Annotated in this window: 3 protein-coding genes; all 3 read right to left on the bottom strand. The window is 63.0% G+C overall.

The annotated features are described in order from the left end of the window. A partial coding sequence (locus tag ABWI03_RS32565; protein WP_353799046.1) for an amino acid adenylation domain-containing protein occupies positions 1–3,498 on the bottom strand: 3,498 nt, incomplete at its 3' end. A gap of 257 nt (positions 3,499–3,755) precedes the next feature. Then, positions 3,756–17,504, bottom strand: coding sequence for a non-ribosomal peptide synthetase (locus ABWI03_RS32560; protein ID WP_298778739.1), 13,749 nt, complete (start codon positions 17,502–17,504; stop codon positions 3,756–3,758). A gap of 89 nt (positions 17,505–17,593) precedes the next feature. After that, positions 17,594–22,697, bottom strand: a 5,104-nt coding sequence (locus ABWI03_RS32555; RefSeq protein WP_353799047.1) for an amino acid adenylation domain-containing protein, incomplete at its 5' end; no start/stop codon positions are given.

Genomic DNA, 22,697 nt, shown 5'->3' with positions numbered 1-22,697 from the left:
AACCAACAAATCAACCGACCGCCGAACAGCCAACCCCACCAACGACTCCGGCCCAACACCCAAACCAATCAAATAACGCGCAAACCTATTAACCCTCTCATCGAACTCCCCATACGAGAGCACCTCATCCCCGAACACCACCGCCCGCGACCCCGAACAAACCCCCACCACAGAATCAAAACCATCCAACAACAACCCACCCACAACCGGATGAGACGTGTCGTTCCACGACTCGAGCACCAAAGCACGCTCAGGCGCCGTCATGACCTCGACGTCACCGACCGCTGAACCGGGATCTGCGACCATCGCGCGCAGTATGCGGACAAACCGATCGGTGAAGGCGGACACGGTCGAGGCATCGAACAGATCCGTGGCGTAGAGCCAGGACAGCGCGATCCCTGCGGCATCCCCCGACTCGTTTTCCCGTGGAGCTGCGGTCAATTGCAAATCGAACTTCGCGATGTCGACGCCCGCGTCGAATCCGGAGACACGCAGTCCGGGCAATTCCAGTGCGTCGTCGGCCATGTTCTGGAAGAACAGCGCAACTTGGAACAACGGGTGGTGCGCTTGGGATCGTGCCGGGTCGAGCACTTCGACAAGCCGCTCGAATGGCACATCGGCGTTGGCAAAAGCTCCCAGATCGATGTCACGCACATGGTCGAACAAATCGGAGAAGCTTGCTCCTGGGTTCACGGCCGTGCGTAACACCAGGGTGTTTACGAACATGCCGATCAGATCGTCGAGTTCGGGTTCCCCTCGTCCAGAGATTGGTGAACCGATCGCCACGTCACCGCTGCCGCTCGACCTTGCCAACAGGACCGCCAGCGCCGCATGGACGACCATGAACAGTGACACGTTGTGGTCAAGTGCGAGTTGCTCCAGGGCACTGTGCAATTCAGCGTCCACGTCCGAACGGTGGACGCCGCCTCTGGTGGAGAGAATTGAGGGTCGTGGACGGTCGGCCGGGAGTTCGATCTTCTCCGGCAGGTCTCGCAAGGTCGTCTTCCAGTACGCGAGCTGCTCGGACATCAACGATGTCGGATCGGAATCCACGCCGAGAACCTCACGCTGCCACATCGCGAAGTCTGCGTACTGCACCGGCAGCGGTGTCCACTCCGGACTCCGGCCGTCCACACGCGCAAGGTAGGCGAACGCAACGTCCCGAACCAACGGCGCTACGGAAACGCCGTCCGCTGAAATGTGGTGAACGACCATCGCCAGGACATACTCGGACGGATCCGTCTGGAAGAGCTTGACCCGCAACGGAACTGCCGAGCTGACGTCGAATCCGGCGGTAACGAGAGTCAACAGTTCGCCTAGAAGTGCCGAATCGGCCAACGGAACGGGATCGAGGTCGATGTCTGCGGTCGATTCCGGCAGAATTTGCTGATAGCCCACACCGTCGATTCCTGGGTAGACAGTACGAAGGACTTCGTGCCGAGCTAGGACGTCACCGACCGCTGAGGCGAGCGCAACCGTGTCAAGCTCACCACTCAGGCGGAGGACGATCGGAATGTTGTTGACAGCAGATTCGGAATCGAACTGGCTCAGGAACCACATCCGTTGCTGCGCCAGCGACAACGGCACATGTTGCGGACGAATCACCGGCGCAAGCTGTACTCTGACGGACCCCTCCGCCTCGGCTTCGATTCGGGCAGCCAATGCTTCGACCGTCGATACCTCGAAGAGGGTTTTCACCTGAATGCGTGTCCCGAACGCAGCTCCGAGACGTCCAGCCAGCCTTGCTGCAACAAGTGAGTTGCCGCCGAGTTCGAAGAAGTCGTCTTCGGCACCGACCCTCTCGACTCCGAGCAGGTCGACGAAGGCCGCTGCCACGAGTACCTGTGCAGGCGTTGATGGTTCGCGGTACGCACGCGAGATGAAGATCGGCTCGGGAAGGCTGTCGGTGTCCAGCTTACCCACTGGGGTGAGAGGAATCCGGTCGATGACCATGATCGATGCAGGCACCATGTGGCGCGGAAGAACGGCCCGAGCGCTGGCGGTCAACGAGTCTGGGTCCAGGTCGACGTCGGCATTCGCCATGACATACGACACCAGCGCGGCGTCACCTGAGGAACCGGTGATCGCGACGGTGGCGACGAAGTCGACTCCGGGTTGGGCGGCAAGGACGGCATCGATCTCGCCCAGTTCGATCCGGAAGCCGCGAATCTTGACCTGTGAGTCCCCCCGCCCGAGATATTCGAGGTCGCGCTCACCACCGGTCTGATCGGTGGCTCCGCCATCGCCGCCGGTGCGGATCCACCGCACGGTATCGCCGGTCCGGTAGAGCCGCTCCCCGGCGCCGCCGAACGGATTTGCGACAAAACTTGCCGCCGTAGTTGCGGACAGGCCGTTGTACCCGCGGGCAAGGTGGGTGCCCGACAGGTAGAGTTCGCCGGCGGTTCCGGTGGCGACCGGCTGAAGTCGAGAATCGAGGACGAACACGCCGACACCACGGACGGGACCACCGATCGTCACGGGACGATCGACGGTCAACTCGGCGATGTTGCTGGCGACGGTGGCTTCCGTGGGTCCGTATGCGTTGAAGAACCGTCGGCCGGGCGCCCAGGTGGACAGCAGCGCGGGTGAACACGCTTCACCGCCGACGACCACCACCGCGAGATTGTCGAACTGGTGGGCGCCGTCAAGGGAAATCGAACCCAGCGCTGCCGGGGTCACAAACGCGTGCGTGATCTTTTCCGCCACCAGGAGTTCCGCGAGTTCGTCGCCGCCGAACATGTCCGGACGCGCGATCACCATCGTCGAGCCTGCACCGACGGCGAGCAGCAGTTCGAGCACGGAAGCGTCGAAACTCGGCGAAGCAAAATGCAGTGTCCGCGACGTAGAGGTGAGCGCATACCGTTCGACCTGTTCCGCACACAGGTCTGAAAGCCCGGCGTGGGTGACGACGACGCCCTTGGGCCGTCCTGTCGACCCCGAGGTGTAGATCACGTATGCCGGATGATCCACGCGAAGGGTTCGAACGCGTTCGGTATACGAGACCGGATCCGGGGAGATACCGGACAACTCGGCCGTCAACACGTCGCCGTCCACTTCCAGCCATTGGACGCTGCGAGGGCGGTCGATAGCGTACGCGGCCGTGGTCAGCCCTATCGAGGCTGCAGAATCGGTGATCATGTGTTCGACGCGGTCTGCAGGATAGCTGGGATCGACCGGCACGAAAGCTGCGCCGGTCTTGGCCACCGCCCACACCGCACAGACCGACTCGACGGAGCGGGGAATCGACACCGCCACCCGGTCCTCCGGCCCGATTCCGCGGCTGATGAGCAACCGAGCCAGACGCGAGGACAGCGCGTCCACTTCGGCATAAGTGAGGGTTTGACCCCCGAATGTGATCGCCGGTGCTGCTGGGTTGAGGTCCACTGCAGCTGCGAGTAACTGAGGCAGCAATGGCACCCGCGCGCGCCTGGTGCGTGCCGGTCGTTCGTTCCTGCCGGCGCGAGATGTCTTCCGCCGGGTCGCGTCGTCAGTACTCATACGACCGCCACCTGCGGTCGAACGGTGTGTACGGAGACCCAACGCTGCATCGAGCAACTCACCTTCGCGTCATACTTCTGAACTGTCACTACCGGTCTGTCCAGACTGGACGCCGGGGAACCCACAATTGCATCAGTGGGTTCCCCCAACACATCCAACCCCTACCGCCCATTGTTACAGCCGGTAACACCGATCCGGGCAACGGCACGATCACCTATGAATTCGGCCACTGGCACGGTCGCCGACGAAGCCCGATCTCACCACCCGAGTAGTTCGCCCGTTGCGAGGACGTACTCGAGATCGGGTAAGTCGGTTCGGTCGACGGCCGAGCGGACCTCGTCCGGAAGCACCACATGCGTCACCCAGTCGTCAGCAAGTGAGTCTTCGATTGCCTCGTCGTCACCGAGAATGACGACAGCCGCTCCGGCTGACGCCGCCAGGAGGACCGCGACCGAGTGCTCCGGCGAGCCGACCGCGCCGGCGAATGCCAACCTCGACTCGAAGTCGACGGAATACCGCTTACGCAGCTCCGCCAGAGAGTCCGACAGGTCGCCGTACGTCAGCACTCGGTCACCGTCGACGATCGCCGGATCGTCCGCCATTGTCGACCGGGCGCGATCGACGTAGCTGATCGGACGATCCGACATCGTCGCCAGCCGAGACTCGATCTCCGGTGACGTCAAGAGCAGCGTCGAGGTGTCGGAGTCATTCGACAGGGTCAGGCTTGCCGGATCCGACGGATGCGCCCCGGTAAAGGCTGCGCCGGCCTTCACCACAGACCAGTAGGCGATCACGGCATCGACACCACCACCGATGGAGATCGCAGTGCCGGGACCTGCACCTTCCTCGATGAGCAGGCGAGCCAGACGCGAAGACTTCGCGTCGAGTGCCGCGTAAGGGGTCTCCTCGCCGTCTGTTACCACCGCAGGCGCGTCCGGGTCGCTTTCCACGACGGAGGCGAGCAACTGAGGCAGCAACGTCGTGCTCGCGACTGCGCTGGCTTCGCGAACGCCGCCGGCGACCTCGGACTTCTCCATGTCGGTCAGCAGATCGAGATCGCCGACCTGCCTGGTCGGATCGTCGGTGACCTGCTCGAGTACACGAACGAACCGCTGTGCGAACGACTCGACCGTGGTCTTGTCGAACAGGTCCTCGGAATACAGCCACAGGCCGGAGAGTCCGAGGCCGTCCGCTGCGGTGGTCAGGGTGAGCTGAAGGTCGAACTTCGTGGTCAGGACTCCGCTGTCGACGGCGCCTATGGTCAGGTCTGCCAATGCAAACTCGGTCTGGGCGGTCGGTTCCAGCGACAGGACGAGTTGGAACAGGCCCCCCGCCCGAGGCGGCAGCGCCTCCACGATTTCCTCGTAAGGAACATCGGCTTCGCCGAACGCGGCCAGGTCGACGTCGCGCACATGCGAAACGAGATCCTCGAAGCGTGCACCGGCATCGACCGTGGTGCGAAGCGCGAGTGTGTTGACGAACATACCGACGAGATCGTCGAGGGCGCGCTCGCCCCTGCCGCCGACAGCGGTACCGATCGCGAAGTCGGAGCCTCCACCCAACCTCGAGATCAGGACCGCCAGTGCGGCGTGGATTGTCATGAACACCGTGGCGTTCTTCGCTCGGGCGATGTCGCTCAGTCGCGAATGGACATCAGCGTCGACGGTGAACTGGACGGCCCCCGCTGCGGCGGACTGCACCACGGGACGCGGTCGGTCTGTCGGCAAGCCGACATCGGTAGGCAGATCGTCGAGCGCTGTGCGCCAGAAGTCGAGTTGGCGCGCGGCGATCGTTCCCGCGTCATCTACCGATCCCAGTACGTCGCGTTGCCACAGCGCGAAGTCTGCGTACTGCACTTGGAGTGGGCTCCACGATGGTGCACTGCCCCGGGTACGCGCTTCGTAGGCCACCATCACGTCGCGGGCCAGTGGCCCCATCGACTGCCCGTCGGCCGCGATGTGATGCGCGACGAGTACGAACACGTACTGATCTTCTCCGATCTGGAGAAGATCAGTACGTACCGGAACCTCCGATGACACATCGAATCCGGCGGTCGTCGATTCGACGACCTTCGTGTACATCTGCGCGCCGTCGTGGACCGCTGTCGGTTCCCCGAACATGGGCACGAGGTCGGCGCCGACGATCCGCTGCACCGGCCCCAGCCCGTCGGACGGGTAAAGCGTTCGCAGTGACTCGTGGCGCGAAATCACGTCACGCAGAGCAAATTTCAGCGCATCGACGTCCAACTGCCCGGCCAGACGCAGCGCCATCGGGATGTTGTAGGTCGAGGCGTCGGTGTCCATCTGGTTGAGCACCCACATACGCTGCTGCGCCAGAGACAGCGGAATGCGCTCGGGGCGATCTTGGGCAACGAGCTGCTTTCGCGAACCGGTTCCGACGTGGACTTCGATCGCGCTCGCGAGTTCTTCGACTGTCCGGGTGTCGAACAGAGTCCGTACGGGGACTGTGGCGTCGAGGGATCGGCTCAGTCGTGCCGCCGCCCGGGTCGCGATCAATGAGTTACCACCGAGTTCGAAGAACTCGTCGTCGAGTCCGACCTGAGGAACCTCCAGCAATTCGGCGAATACCGTCGCCACGGCCTTCTCGGTGTCGGACACCGGCGCTCGATATTCGGCGGAAGCGAAGACGGGTGCAGGCAGCCGAGCGGAGTCGAGCTTCCCGTTCACCGTGAGGGGCAAGGCGTCCAACAACACTGTCGCGTCGGGAACCATGTAGCCGGTGAGGAAGTCGGCCGCACTTGTGCTGACCGTGCTCGCGTCGAGGTCCGAACCGGCCTCGGGCACGACGTACGCGATGAGCCGATCGCCCAGATCTGCGTCCTTGCGGACGACGGCCACGGCACGGGCGACACCACCGACTCGGAGCAGGGCCGTCTCGACCTCGCCGAGTTCGATCCGGAAACCTCGAAGCTGAACCTGCGAATCGGAACGCCCCAGGTATTCGAGCTGGCCGGCGCGGTTCCAGCGCGCCACATCGCCGCTTCGGTACATCGACTCGCCGTGTGATGCAAACGGATTCGCGACGAACCGCCCGGACGTCAATCCACTCTGCCCCAGATACCCGCGTGCCAGTTGTCCGCCGGCGACGTAGATCTCGCCGGCCGTGCCGACCGCAGCGGGCTGCAAACGGTCGTCGAGTACGTACACCCGAAGGCCGTCGAGTGGTCGACCTATCAACGACGCCGTCGCGGTCTCCGCGCTCGCACGATCGAGCGGGAGATAAGAGACGTGCACCGTGGTCTCGGTGATTCCGTACATGTTGACCAGTTGCGGCGAGTCGTCCGGATGACGGTCGTACCACCGGGTCAGCTGTGCGAGATCGAGTGCCTCGCCACCGAAGATCACGTACCGGAGCGCAAGATCCGACGCGGTACCGTCCGATCCTCCGGAAACACGGTCCGCCTCCGCAAGCTGGTAGAAAGCCGACGGAGTCTGATTGAGCACCGTGACGCCCTCGGTGGTCAGCAATTGCCTGAACTGGTCTGGCGAACGCGACGTCTCGAAGTCGACGACCACGAGTACACCGCCGTGAATGAGCGGACCCCACAGCTCCCACACCGAGAAGTCGAATGCGTAGCTGTGGAACAAAGTCCACACATCCGAGGAATCGAATGCGAATTCCGTCTGCGCGTTGGCGAACAACTCCACAACGTTCCGATGAGTGACCGCAACACCTTTGGGGCGGCCGGTAGATCCTGATGTGTAGATGACGTACGCCAGGTCTCTCGAACGCAAAGGCCGCACGCGGTCTGCGTCGGTCACGGGGCGGGAGTCGGCTGCGGCGTCCCGGGGCGAGACAGAAGGGCAGGGCAGTTCCCGCAGCGAATCCGGAGCGACGATCGCACACACCGGAGACGCGTCGGCAAGGGTATATGCGATCCGCTCATCCGGATAGCTCGGATCGATCGGCAGATACGCGGCACCAGACTTGACGACGGCGAGCAGCGCCACGACCAGATCGACCGATCGCGGCAAGAGGACCGCTACCAGGTCCTCGGATCCGACTCCCGAATCGATCAGCGTGCGGGCCAGACAGTTTGCGCGGGAATCGATGTCCCGATACGTCAATCGCTCGTCTCCGAAGACCACCGCAATCTCGTTCGGTGATCGGGTCACCTGTGCATCGAACAGTTCGGCCAGAGTGGTCGAGTCGTCGACGACCGCCCCGGGCGTGGCCCACCCTTCGAGTATCGTCCGGCGTTCGTCCTCACCGAGAATGTCGATGTCGCCGACTGCATTTGACGAATTGGCGACGACGGATGTCAGCACGGCGTTCAGTCGTGACTCGAGGCCTGCAATCGTCGATTCGTCGTAGAGATCGGTGGCGTAGGTGACGGCGAAGGTGAGCCCGCCCGCCTGAGCCGGAGTCTCCCAGACCGTGAACTGCAGGTCGAACTTGGCCAACGTCGGCGCAATGTCGACACCGGAAATGCTCAGGCCCGGAATCTCTACGGATCCGTGCGCACCCTGACCGAGATTCTGGAACGAAAAGCCCACCTGGAAAAGCGGATTACGCGCCTGCGACCGTTCGGGGTCCAGTGCTTCCACCAGACGCTCGAACGGAACGTCAGCGTTCTCGAAACCGGCCAAATCAGTGTCCCGTACCTTCGACAGGAGTGCAGTGAACGACTCGCCCGGGTCGACCTCGGTCCGCAGGACCAAAGTGTTGACGAACATGCCGATCAGATCATCGAGAGCCTGTTCACCTCGTCCGGCCGCTGGTGTACCGATCACGATGTCGGCGGTGCCGGACAGCTTCGCCAGCAGGACGGCCAGCGCACTGTGCAGAACCATGAAGAGTGACACATTATGTTCTCGCGCAACATGATTCAATGATTCGTGCATGGCCGCTTCGATATCGAAGCAGTACTCGGCACCGGAGTGTGAAGCGACTCGCGGACGCGGCCGATCCGACGGCAGGGTCAGTTCGACGGGCAATCCGTCCAGTTGCGACTTCCAGTATTCCATCTGTTTCGAGATCAACGATCCCTGATCGGACTCGACACCGAGTACCCGGCGCTGCCACAGCGCGAAGTCCGCGAATTGGATCGGTAGCGGCTTCCACGTCGGAGCGATTCCCTGCGACCTCGCGGCGTACGCCGAGACGACGTCCCGGACCAGCGGCCCCATCGAAAAGCCGTCACCGCTGATGTGATGGATGGCGAACACCAGAACGTACTGCGAGTCGGCAAGATCGAACAAACGTGCCCGGACCGGCACGTCTGCAGTGACATCGAATCCGGCGAGTACGTATTCCGCCACCCGGTCGGTGACGACGGACTCGTGGATACGTACTGGCGACAGATCAGGCAGTGCATCCGCGGTGTCGAGGACTCGCTGGTATCCGATACCGTCGACTTCCGGATATGTGGTCCTGAGAATCTCATGTCGCTCGAACAGATCACGAAGAGCTGCCTGCATGGCCTCGATGTCGAGATCCCCCGTCAACCGGATCGCGATCGGAATGTTGTCCACTCCGGACGCCGAATCGAATCGGTTCAGGAACCACATGCGCTGCTGCGCGATCGACAGCGGAACCAACTCAGGGCGCTCCTGTGGTTCGAGCGGCGGACGGCCGCCCCGCCCCACGAGCACGTCGATTCGCGCCGCGAGCGACTCCACTGTCGATGCATCGAACAGGATGCGGACCGGCACAGTGGTGTCGAGTGCATGCCCGAGTCGAGCGACGATCTGCGTCGCGATCAGTGAATTACCGCCCAGCGCAAAGAAGTCGTCGTCCAAGCCGACCTGCCCGATACCGAGGAGGTCGGCGAAAATACGCGCAACTTCGACCTCGACCACAGATTCGGGTTCCCGGAAGACCGCGATCTCGACCTCAGGATCGCGCAGTTGCTTCCGGTCGAGTTTTCCCGAGGCGTTGAGCGGCAGTTCGTCCAGAACAACATGTGCCGTGGGCACCATGTATGACGGAAGATGTTTCCCCAGTATCGATTCCAGTTCCAGCCAATCGATCAGAGACTCACCGGCCGCCGTCAGGTACGCGACCAGTTGATCGTTCCGGACGGCAACCACCACCGAACCGACCGACGGATGATCACGCAGGATCGACTCGATCTCCCCCAGCTCGATGCGTAGTCCGCGTAGCTTGACCTGAAAGTCGGTACGTCCGATGTATACCAACTCACCCGACGCATTCCATCGCACCAGGTCTCCGGTCCGATACAGGCGTGAGCCGGCAGGTCCGAACGGATCGGCGACAAACCGGTCCGCTGTGAGGTCCGGCCGAGCCACGTACCCCCGGGCCAACTGCACTCCCGCGAGGTAGAGCTCGCCCGCGACCCCGACGGGCACCGGATGCAGTCGTGAGTCGAGTACCAGAACGCGTGTGTTCCAGACCGGCGCGCCGATCGGCATGGTGGTGGTGTCGGCGTCCGTCACCTCATGGAAGGTGACGTCGACCGCGGCCTCCGTCGGTCCGTACAGATTGTGCAGTTCAGTTCCGGGAAGAACCGTCCGGAACTGCGCGGCCACCTGCGGGGCGAGCGCCTCACCCGAGGCGAAGACTCGGGTAAGGGCAGAAGACCTCGTGACAACCGTATCCGCGAGGAACACTTCCAACATCGACGGCACGAAGTGAATGGTGGTCACTCGTTCGGACGCGATCAGCGCGGCCAGATAGGCCGGATCTCGGTGGCCGTCGACGGCAGCGATCGCCAGTCGAGCTCCGACTTGCAACGGCCAGAAGAACTCCCACACGGAGACATCGAAGGTAAAGGGAGTCTTCTGGAGGACCACGTCGTCGCCGAGGAGGCTGTACTCGGCCTGCATCCAGATCAGCCGGTTGACGATCGCGCGGTGTGACACCGCAACGCCCTTCGGTTTGCCCGTCGACCCGGAGGTGAAGATCACGTACGCCGTGTTCTCCCCTCGCAGCGGGCCGAGGCGGTCCGCGTCGGTGACCGGTGCGTCGGAACAACCGGACAGGTCTACGGTATCGATCCTGACTACCAGCACTCCCTCAGCGTCGAATCCATCTCTCTCTGTGGTCAACACACAGATCGGAGCTGCAGTCGACACGACGTATTCGTTGCGCTCGACGGGCTGATCGGGGTCGATGGGCAGATAGCCGCCGCCGGCCTTGACTACCGCGTACATCGCCACCAGCAAATCGAAGCTTCGGCGAATGGCCAAGCCGACCAGGGTATCCGGGCCGACGCCTTCCGACACGAGTTTGCGGGCGAGTTGATTGACCCGCCGGTCGAATTCGAGATACGTCAGCTGATTCCCATCGAAGGTCAGCGCGATCGAATGGGGAGAGCGGACGACCTGTTCATCGAACAGATCCACCAGCGTCACATCGCGAACATCGTGACCGGTGCTGTTCCAGCGCTCGACGACCAGCCCCAGATCGGAGTCGCCGACGACGTCGACGTCCCCGACCGGCCCAGCGGGGGCAGCCGCGACCGCCGAGAGAGTCGCGGTCAGATACTGGACGAAGGAGGCCACCGTCTTACGGTCGAACAGATCCGTTGCGTAAGTGAAGAGTCCACGGAGTTCACCGTCATGCTCGGTGATCGTCAATTGCAGATCGAATTTCGCCACGGACGCATCGACGTCGAGGGCCGATACCGTGACGCCGTCGATGTCGGCCAATTCGTCGCTGCCCTGGGCGACGTTCTGGAACGTGAGCATGACCTGGAACAGCGGATTGCGTGACTGCGATCGTTCCGGGTTGATGATTTCGACGAGGCGCTCGAACGGCACGTCGGCATGCGCGAACGCTTGCAGGTCCGACTCACGCGTGCTGCGAAGCAATTCCGTGAACGACAGCGACAGATCGACGTTCGTCCGCAACACGAGTGTGTTGACGAACATTCCGATCACATCGTCGAGTTCCTGCTCACCACGCCCCGCGACCGGAGTACCGATCACGATGTCGGAGGTGCCGGACAGGCGCGCCAGCATCACGGCGAATGCACTGTGCACGACCATGAATCGCGAAGCCTGATGCTCACGCGCAATTCGGTCGAGGGAATCGACGACGCCCTGCTCGATGGCAAATTGGTACTCTGCACCACCGTTCGTTGCTACGGCTGGACGTGGCCGATCGGTCGGCAGGTCCAGCTGATCCGGGATTCCCGCGAGCCGGCTCTTCCAGTAGTTGACCTGGCCCGAGATGATCGAGTGCGGATCGTCCTCGCTGCCGAGCACCTCACGCTGCCACAGGGTGTAGTCGACGAACTGGACAGCCAGCGGCGACCAGGACGGCGCACGCCCGTGCGATCGCGCCGCATACGCTGTCACCACGTCACGTACCAACGGCACCATCGAGAAACCGTCTCCGCTGATGTGATGGACGACGAAGACAAGCACGTACTCATCGTCGGCAAGTTGGAAGAGCGCGGTACGGAGAGGGATCTCGACCGTGACGTCGAATCCGGGCTGGATCAGCTCCCGCACACGGAGTTCCACAGCCTCGGCCGGAACTCGAACCGGTGACAGATCGAGATCGACTGCCGCCGAACCGAGAACCTGCTGGTAACCGACGCCGTCGATCTCGGGATAGATCGTGCGTAGGCTTTCGTGACGGTCGATCAGGTCCCGCACGGCCCCCGCCAGAGCCGCCGTATTCAACGGACCGGTCAACCGCACGGCGACCGGAATGTTGTCGACCCCGGATTCCGGCTCGAACCGGTTGAGGAACCACATTCGCTGCTGCGCCAACGACAGCGGGACTCGCTCGGGACGTTCCTGCGGGACGAGAGGCATCCGCCCCGCGTCGCCGGTGTGAGTGCTCAGTCGTGCGGCCAGGGCCTCGACCGTCGACACGTCGAACAGCAGTCGTACCGGCACTACGGTGTCCAAGGACTGACCGAGCCGTGAGACAACTCGCGTGGCAATCAACGAGTTGCCACCGAGTTCGAAGAAGTCGTCGTCGAGACCGACCTGAGCTACACCCAGAACATCCGAAAAGATCTGGGCCACAGTTTCTTCGACCACAGTGGTCGGAGCGCGGTATGACAGTGTCGCGAACGTCGGCTCGGGCAGGGCCCGCCGATCGACCTTTCCGTTGGCGTTCAATGGAACCGTCTCGATCGCCACGAACGCGGACGGCACCATGTAGTCAGGCAGACGCGCCGCGACGGTCGAACGTATCGCCGCGATGTCGACGTCGGCCCCGTGTGCTGGTACCAGATAAGCCACCAGGCGGTCTCCGACCAGGCTGTCCTTGTGTACCACCACGACAGCAGCCGATACCGAATCGAGTGCCACCAGGGCCCCTTCGATCTCGCCGAGTTCGATTCGGAGTCCACGGATTTTGACCTGGAAGTCGGTGCGGCCCAGATAGTCCAGCTCTCCCGAACCGTTCCACCGGACCTGGTCTCCGGTACGGTACAGCCGCGAGCCTGCCGACCCGAACGGATTCGCCACGAACCTCTCGGCAGTAAGGTCGAAGCGTCCGCCGTATCCGCGGCTGACTCCCACACCTCCCACGTAAAGCTCACCGACCACTCCGGCCGGGACCAGCTGCAGGCGCGAATCCAGCACGTAGAGTTCGATATTCGGAATTGGAATCCCAATGGGGACTCCGTTGACGTCTCCCGGTGCCGCCTCCTGGAAGGACACTACGTCGGAGGCCTCAGTGGGGCCGTAACTGTTGACGACGCGCACACCGGCGGCCATCAGATCTTTGAGCCGACCAACCTGAATCGGCTCACCACCGAGGAACACGACGTCGAGCGATTCGAGGACGCCGTCCACGTCGGCATCGACCAGTGCATCAAATGCACTCGGCGACATGTTCGCGACCTGGACGTCGTCGTCGGAGACGGCGCGAAGGATCTCGGCGGGGTCGAACCCCGCTGCGGCGACGTGAACACTGCCACCGCTGGTAAGCGGTCCCCACACATTCTTCTGCGTGAGATCGAAACTCGGTGACGACGCAACGACCACACCAGCGGCGTCCGGAAGTTCGGATCGGTACCAGGCTGTCGTATTCTCGATGCCCGCCATCGGTACGACCGTGGGCTTGGGCCGACCCGTCGAACCAGAGGTCGAGATGACGTATCCCACGCGCTCACCTGCGCCCCGCTCACGCCAATGGTCCACCCATTCCGGAACAGAATCGCCGGATTCCGCCCCATCAGTGCTCTCGACCCGCAGCACCGGGAGCGCCGTCTGGACGCCACCGGACGCGATCACCACGCGGGCACTGGTGTCTTCGAGCAATGTATTCACGCGCTCAGTCGGCAACGTGGGATCGATTGGTGTGTAACCGGCGCCGGTCTTCCACACCGCGAGCATTGCCACTACCCACTGCCACGACCTGGGCAGCACCAGCGCAACCACGTCGTCCGCTCCCACACCCGCAGCGAGCAAGTCCTGAGAGAGCACCGACGACCGCGCATCGAGTTCCCCGTAGGTGAGGGTCCGATCATCGGCCACGACGGCAACCGTCGACCGGTCGCGACTGACATGCCGGGCAAAGAGTGCAAGTGGCGATCTGTCGCCGATCGACACACGCTGCCCCACCGACCAGTCGAGCACGCAGGCTGCCTCGCCGGCGCCGAACAGATCGATCTCGCCGACGAGAACGGCCGGATCGGCAGCGACCGCACCGAGCAATACGGACAGCCTGGAACCGAACGTCTCGATGGTCGAGGCATCGAAAAGGTCACGCGCATAATCGATGACGACTGACAGCCCGCCGACCTCGATGTCTTCCCACACCGTGAACTGGAGGTCGAACTTGGCGACTGCGGACTCGAGCTCGAAACCGCTTACCTCGAGGCCGCCGAGCGTTGCGTCACTTTGTGTTTTCTGGCCGAGATTCTGGAACGCGAGCATCACCTGGAACAGCGGATTGTGTGCCTGCGAGCGTGCCGGGTCGAGCACCTCTACCAGACGCTCGAACGGGACGTCAGCGTTACCGAATGCATCGAGGTCTGCAATCCGTGCCTGGTTCACCAGTTCGTCGAATGTACTTGCCGGATTGATCTCGGTACGCAGCACCAGGGTGTTGACGAACATGCCGATGACGTCGTCGAGTGCGCGATCGCCACGACCCGCCACCGGGGTGCCGATCGCGATGTCAGTGGTTCCGGACAAACGCGCCAACAGCACGGCGATTGCGCTGTGCAATACCATGAACACCGTGGCCTTGTTCGCCTGCGCAATCGACTCGAGGCGCGCGAGTACGTCCGCACCGATAGTCATCGTGTGCGACGCTCCGCGATAACTCGCGACGGGCGGGCGGGGTCGATCCATCGGCAGGTCTAGCCGCTCGGGGAGCCCGTCGAGCTGCTGTGTCCAGTAATCGATCTGGCGCGATATCACCGATTCCGCGTCGTGCTCGCTGCCGAGGACTGTTCGCTGCCAGATCGAGAAGTCTGCATATTGCACGTCCAGCGGCGTGAATTCGGGTGCGCTGCCAGCCGCCCGACTCGCGTAAGCGGTCACGACGTCGCGCACCAAGGGGCCCATCGAGAAGCCGTCACCACTGATGTGGTGGACGACGAATACAAGGACGTATTCCGACGCGGCCACCTGGAAGAGCTTGACCCGCAACGGCACCTGTGAGGTGACGTCGAATCCCCCGGTGATCTCCGTGATGACACGCTCGGTGATCTCGGATTCGGCCACAGCGACCGGCGACAGATCGAGCTCCACGTCGGAGACGGTCAAGATCTGCTGGTAGCCGACGCCGTCGACCTCCGGATACACAGTACGCAGGCTCTCGTGCCGCTCGACGAGATCATCGATCGCCGAACGGAGCGCAGCGGCATCGAGCATTCCAGTCAGCCGGAGAACGACTGGGATGTGATCGACTGCCGAGGTCGAGTCGAAGCGGTTGAGGAACCACATACGCTGCTGCGCAAGCGAAAGCGGGATCCGGTCGGGACGTTCCTGTGCAACGAGAGGAGCCTTCGTACCGCGGCCAGCAGAATCGCCTACGAGAGAAGCTAATTCGGATACCGTCGGAGCATCGAAGAAAGCTCGCATGTCGAGTTCCACGCCGAGTTCGGCGTTCGCGCGCGCCACCACTCGCGTCGCGAGCAGTGAATTGCCCCCGAGGTCGAAGAACCCGTCGTCTATGCCGAGATCGTCGCGGCCGAGCAAGTCGGCAAAGATCGCTATCAACGTCTTCTCGACCGGGGTGCTCGGTGCGCGGTATTCGACAACCTGCGCTGTGAACTCGGGCGCCGGCAGCGCCTTGCGGTCCAGCTTGCCACTGGCATTGAGCGGAAACGCCTCGAGTTCGACAAACAGCGACGGCACCATGTAGTCCGGCAGGCGTCCACCCAATTCACGTGCAAGAGCGTCGGTGTCGAGCACAACTCCCGATGCGGGAACCACGTATGCCACCAGATTGTCGCCCAAAGCCGCATCGGAGTGGACGAGAACGGCCGCCTGTGCGATTGCATCGTTGTCGAGTAGCGCTGATTCGATTTCGCCGAGTTCGATGCGCAGTCCCCGCAGCTTCACCTGGAAGTCGGTGCGGCCGAGGTACTCGAGCAGGCGGTCGGCGCCGGCACCGCGCCATCGGACCAGGTCGCCGGTTCGGTACATGCGCTCGCCGTCCGAGGTGGAATGCGCGACGAACCGATCCGCCGTCAGATCGGGGCGGGAGACATACCCTCTGGCCAGCTGGACCCCCGCGAGGTAAAGCTCGCCGGGGACGCCGGGAGGTACTGGACGCAGTGCGTCGTCGAGGACGAGTAGCTCTGTTTCGGCGACAGCACGGCCGATCGGAATGGAGACCTCGTCCTGCGGTCCGGTTGCGTAGTACGTGACGTCGACGGCTGCCTCGGTCGGTCCGTACAGATTGTGCAGTTCCGCGGTGCTGACGTCGCGCAGCCGCGCGGCGGTCTGGGCGGGAAGCGCTTCACCCGAGGCGAAAACGTAACGTAGCGAGGTGATCTCGGAAGCGCGCGGTTCAGCGACGAAGACCGCGAGCATCGAGGGGACAAAATGTACAACGGTGACGCCGTACTCGATCATCGTCGCTGCGACGTAGGCCGGATCACGATGCCCGTCCGGCTTCGCGATCACGAGGCAAGCGCCGACCTGCAACGGCCAGAAGAACTCCCACACCGACACGTCGAACGTAAACGGCGTCTTCTGCAGGATGACGTCTTCGTCGGTGAAGGGATATTCGCTCTGCCTCCATCGGAGGTTGGCGACGATTGCCTCGTGTGACACACCGACGCCCTTGGGCCTGCCGGTCGAACCCGACGTGAAGATCACGTACGCAAGATTGTCGGTGCGCAGCGGTGACAGCCGGTCACCGTCGGCAAGCGGCGCGCCTGAGTGCGCCGAGACATCGATGTCATCGATCCGCAGTACATCGACGTTTTCGGGAATGCCGACCGCGTCCACTGACGTCGTGAGCACGAGGACGGGCGCGGCGACGTCGATCACATACGCCAGACGCTCAGCGGGATGGTCGGGATCGAGTGGTACGTACGCACCACCGGCCTTGACGATCGCGTACATCGCAACCAGCAGTTCGACGGACCGACGGATACCCAGGCCGACGAATGTGTCCGGTCCGACGCCACGGGCGACGAGCTCGCGGGCGAGCTGATTGACCCGGCGATCGAATTCCGCGTAGGTCGACGCCGTGGAGCCGAAACGAAGGGCGACGGCATCGGGGGTACGCGCGACCTGCTCCTCGAACAGACTTACGAGAGTCGACTCGACGACCGACGGAGCCTCGAAAACAACGACGGAAGTCGCATCGGCGATGAGCGCACCGACGACGGATTCGAGGCCACCCTCTCGTGTGGCGAGCAACTCCGGCAGCAGCGTGGAGATCACGACGGGTACGAGTGCGTCCGGGCCGAGCGCACCACCCATCGCGGAGTCGAGTGTGGCCAGTTCCGAGTGCAACCGTTCGTAGGTGACCTCGGCGTCTGCATGAACAAGCGCTGTCCGGTCGGGCTCCGCCTCGGCTACTGCAGCGATCAATCTCGGCAGGTCCTCGATCGTCAGCGACTGTGGTCCCGGCATACCGACGGACATCAACACTTCCTCCAACTGACGACAGCACGGCGCAGATCCAACGCACGACTGGTCGTACAGATCAACGCCCATGGGGCAAATACTGCATATTACCCGTCCGTACCGGAACCCTTCCCCAGCGTGGCCTGCGCGTCAGTTATCAAAGACTCGACGAGCGAGGTAATACCGTCGGCGCCCAGTGCCGGAAGAATGCCCGGAACCAGACCGTTCAGCGAAACCGAGACCAACGCGTCGGCAGTGAGCGCCGCACCCATCGTCTGCTTCATCACAGCCAGTTTTTCGGCCAGCTGTGTGAAGGTCACCACGGTGTCGCCGTGTGTGAAGGCAACCGCCGTCGGATCTGCTGCGGCGGCCGCTGCTGCGAGGTCCGGAAGGTCCGCGGCCGTTTTCGGCTCGGCTGCCTCGATCAGCGCGCGTTCGAAGTCCGTCACGATGTCGATGGTCCGCAAAACCACCGTCGGATCTGCGGCAACGGCGTCGACCACGGCCCGCAACCTGGCTGCGAACAGTTCCATGGTTGCGGCGTCGTACAGATCGGTTGCATAGGTGAATCGCATCCGGATATCGGACAGCGCTCCGTGCTCGTCGAACTCCTCGATACCGGTGAGCTGCAGGTCGAACATCGCCGAGTCGAATCCGTCGTCCACCGCCGACAGTTCGAGCCCTGGCAGCGCAAACTTGCCAAGTGCCATGTTCTGGAACGTGAGCATCACCTGGAACAGCGGTGAGTATGCCTGCGAGCGCTCACGGCCGACCTGCTCGACCAGACGCTCGAAGGGCACGTCTGCGTTTCCGAACGCCGCGAGGTCCTTCTCCTTCACCTGCTGCAGCAGGTCGACAAACGTGGTTGCCGGTTTCACCTGCGTGCGCAACACCAGCGTGTTGACGAACATACCGACCAGGTCGTCGAGGACTCGCTCGCCGCGGCCCGCCACCGGTGTACCGATCGCGATGTCGTTCGAGCCGCTGAGCTTGGACAGCAGCACCGAGAACGCGGCATGCACGACCATGAACACGGTCGAGTTCTGCTCGCGCGCGATTTCCGCGATTCGACGCGTGGAGTCGGCGCCGAGAGTGAACAGGAAGTCCGCACCCTTCATCGACTGCGTCGGCGGACGAGGACGGTCCGTCGGCAGTTCCAGAAGTTCGGGAACGCCGGCGAGTTCCTGCGTCCAGTAGGCAAGCTGCGTCGACAGTTCACTGTCCGGATCGCCCTCGGAACCCAGAACGTCGCGCTGCCATAACGTGTAATCCGCGTACTGGACTTCGAGCGGAGCCCATTCGGGTGCCGCTCCCCCGGTACGCGCCGTGTACGCGACCATCGTGTCTCGGATCATCGGCGCCATCGAGAACGCGTCGCCGCTGATGTGGTGGACCACCACGATCAGGACATGCTCGGTGGGCGTGATCTGGAAAAGGCGAACGCGCAGCGGAACACCGGCAGTGACGTCGAAGCCCTGACCGACGACCTTCGCGACCTCGGCCCCAATCGTGTCTTCGCCGACATACAGCACGGCCATGTCGACAACGGCTGCCGACTTCGACTGAATCGACTGCGTCGGGCCGTCCCCGAGATCGGGATAGAACGTCCGCAGGATCTCGTGGCGAGCAACAAGGTCGGAGACGGCCGACTGCAATGCTGCGACGTCGAGATCGCCGGACATCCGGATCGCGACCGGGATGTTGTACGCGGCAGATCTGCGGTCGATCTGGTTGAGAACCCACATCCGCTGCTGAGCGAGCGACAACGGAATCTGCGACGGCCGTTCCTGCGCCACCAACTGTGCCCGCGAACCTGAACCGGCATGTTCGAGCACCCGCGACGCCAGCAGTCCGACAGTCGACGCTTCGAAGATGATCCGCACCGGAATCTGGGCGTCAAGTGCCTGACCCAACCTGGCCACGACCTGTGTGGCGATCAGCGAGTTTCCGCCGAGATCGAAGAAGTCGTCGTCCAACCCGACTCGTGGAACGCCCAGGACTTCGGCAAACACCGAGGCCACGATCTCTTCGACCGGATTGCTCGGGGCACGGAACTCCGTTGCCTCGAATTCGGGTTCCGGCAGCGCCTTTCGATCGATCTTGCCGTTGATGTTGAGCGGCAATTCGCTCAGCACCATCAACGCCGACGGCACCATGTAACTCGGCAACTCGCGGACGAGTTCCGCCTTCACGCTGTCGACGTCGACGGTGGCCCCGGCCTGCGGAACGAGGTACCCGACCAGTCGATCCCCCAGTCGCGGATCGGTTTTCGCGACGACAACCGCGGCGTCCACGGACTCAGCAGCTCTGATAACAGCTTCGATCTCACCGAGTTCGATGCGGTAGCCGCGGATCTTCACCTGGAAGTCGGCACGATCGACGTACTCGAGTTCACCGCCACTGCGCCAGACAACGAGGTCGCCGGTGCGGTACAGACGTGTGCCCGGTTCTCCGAAGGTGTTGGCGACAAAGCGTTCCGACGTCAGGTCGGCGCGGCCGTGATAACCGCGAGCCAACTGCGTTCCGGCCAGGTACAGCTCACCGGTGACTCCGACCGGAACGGGATGCAGTCGCTCGTCGAGCACGTAGACCTGCGTATTCCATTCCGGGGCACCGATCGAGACCGACGAGGTATCGCTCTCGTCCACATCATGCGCGGTCACTGACACCGCAGCCTCGGTCGGACCGTACAGATTGACGAGTGCCGCGTCGGACATTTTGCGAAACTCTGCCGCCGTTGCCGCGGGCAAGGCCTCACCGATGGCAAGGACACGCTCGAGCGACTGCGGAAGAGTGCCGTCTGCTGCGGCCGTCAGCATCGAGAGCATGGACGGCACCGCGTGCAGCGTCGTCACCTTCTCCTGAGCGATGAGCGCCAGCATGTACTCGGCGTCCTTGTGGCCGTCCGGGTCGGCGATGACCAGGCGGGACCCGGATGTCAACGCGGACCAGAACTCCCAGACCGAGAGGTCGAACGTCGCTGCAGTCTTGAGCAACATTGCGTCGGTCTGGTCGAGACCGTAGCGATCACGCTTCCACAGAAGCTGATTGACGATCGCGGCGTGGGACAGCGCCACACCCTTCGGCTTGCCGGTCGATCCCGACGTGAAGATCACGTACGCGGTATTCGCCGAACGAAGCGGTGCGATCCGCTCGTCGCCGCGCACCGGCGCTCCGGAGACGCGCGACAGATCGAGGGTGTCGATGAGAAGAACATTGTCGATCCCCGCGAGCGACGGTGCGTCGTTCTCGTTGCTGAGCACGCAGACCGGCGCGGCCATCTCGAGGACGTACCCGGTGCGATCGGCCGGATGATCCGGATCGATCGGAACATAACCGCCGCCTGCCTTGGCAACGGCGTACATGCCGATCACCAGGTCGATGGAGCGTCGCATTCCCAATGCCACCAACGACTCCGGACCGACACCCAGTTCGATCAGGTGACGGGCGAGCCGGTTGACCTTGTCGTCGAACTCCACATACGTCAGCGATTCGAGCCCGTGCACCAACGCGACGGAATCACCGTGCGCGGCAACCTGCTGATCGAACAGATCGACCAGTGTCGCCTCGGCGTCGAGTGCCTGCTCCGTTGCATTCCATTCCTGCAGAACCTGATTCGACTCACGCGGATCGAGCACGTCGATGTCGCCGACCACGATCGACGGATCGGCAACCACCGCTGCCAGAACGGTGTTGAACCGATCAGCGAAGGACTGCACTGTCGACTCGTCGAAAAGGTCGTGCGCGTAGCTGAACACGGCCGAGATGCCGGAGGCAACGCCACGCTCGTCGTAGTTGTCACCGACGATCAACTGCAGATCGAACTGAGCGACACCGTTGTCGATCTCCAGGCCCTTCACCGTGAGACCAGGCAGTTCCAGGCTTGCCTGTTCCATGTTCTGGAAGAGGAAGCCCACCTGGTAGAGCGGGTGCCGAGCGGTCGAACGTGCCGGGTTGAGAACTTCGACCAGTCGCTCGAACGGAACGTCGGCGTGCGCAAACGCCTGCAGGTCGTTCTCTCTCACGCGGGCAAGCAGTTCCGTGAAGCTGTCGGAACCGTCGACGTGTGTCCGGAATACCAGAGTATTGACGAACATGCCGATCAGATCGTCGAGCGCACGCTCGCCACGGCCCGCGATCGGGGTGCCAACGGCGATGTCGTCGGTGCCGGAAAGGCGCGCCAACAGGACCGCGAATGCCGCGTGCGTGACCATGAACAAGGTTGTTCCGTGCTCACGGGCCAGTGATGCCAAGCCCTGATGCACTGCTGCATCGATCTCGAAGTGGAGGTAACCCCCACGGTACGACTGCGCGGCGGGACGCAGACGGTCCGTCGGCAGGTCCAGCTGATCGGGCAACCCGGCCAAAGCCTGGCTCCAGTAGGCGATCTGCTCGGACGACACTGATTCCGGGTCTTCCTCGCTTCCCAGTACCTCACGCTGCCACAAGCTGTAATCCGCGTACTGCACATTCAGCGGAGCCCAACCCGGCGCCGTTCCCTGTGCCCTGGCCGCGTAGGCCATGACGAGGTCACGGGCGAACGGAGTAGTCGAGGAACCGTCCGCGGCGATGTGGTGCACCACCACGGCAAGGACGTACTCGTTCTCGGCTAACTGGAACAACCGAATCCGCAGCGGGATTTCGGCCGTCACGTCGAACCTCGTCGACGCCAATTCGACCAGCTTGCCGACAATCTCGGCTTCCGTGACGCTTTCGACGTCCAATTCCACCGGTGTATGTCCTACCGGTTCGATGACCTGGACCGGTCCCGAATCGGTTTCCGGATACACAGTGCGCAGGGTTTCATGACGGCCTACTACGTCGCCGATCGCTGCACGCATCGCGCCCAGATCGAGTTCACCGCTCAGTCGCAGAGCAAACGGCATGTTGTAGGCACCGGCGGAGCCGTCGAACCGGTTGAGGAACCACATACGTTGCTGCGCAAGAGAAAGCGGAATCTCTTCCGGTCGATCCTGAGCTGTCAGCGCAAGGCGGCTTCCTTCACCGACGTGTGATTCGAGACGTGCGGCGAGTTCCTGAACGGTGGACGCTTCGAACAGAAGGCGAACCGGTACGGCCGTCTCGAGTTCTTCGGCGATGCGCATGACAACCCGAGTCGCGATGAGGGAGTTGCCACCCAACTCGAAGAAATCATCATCCAACCCCACCCGATCAACACCCAACACACCCACAAACGCCGACGCCACCACC

Source organism: Rhodococcus baikonurensis, assembly GCF_040489275.1.
Lineage (GTDB): Bacteria > Actinomycetota > Actinomycetes > Mycobacteriales > Mycobacteriaceae > Rhodococcus_F > Rhodococcus_F baikonurensis.
This window is presented reverse-complemented; position numbering and strand designations above follow the sequence as displayed.

Coding starts and splice junctions, on each gene's coding strand:
- ABWI03_RS32560 (WP_298778739.1), bottom strand. CDS start 17,504: ATGTCCGTCGGTATGCCGGGACCACAGTCGCTGACGATCGAGGACCTG.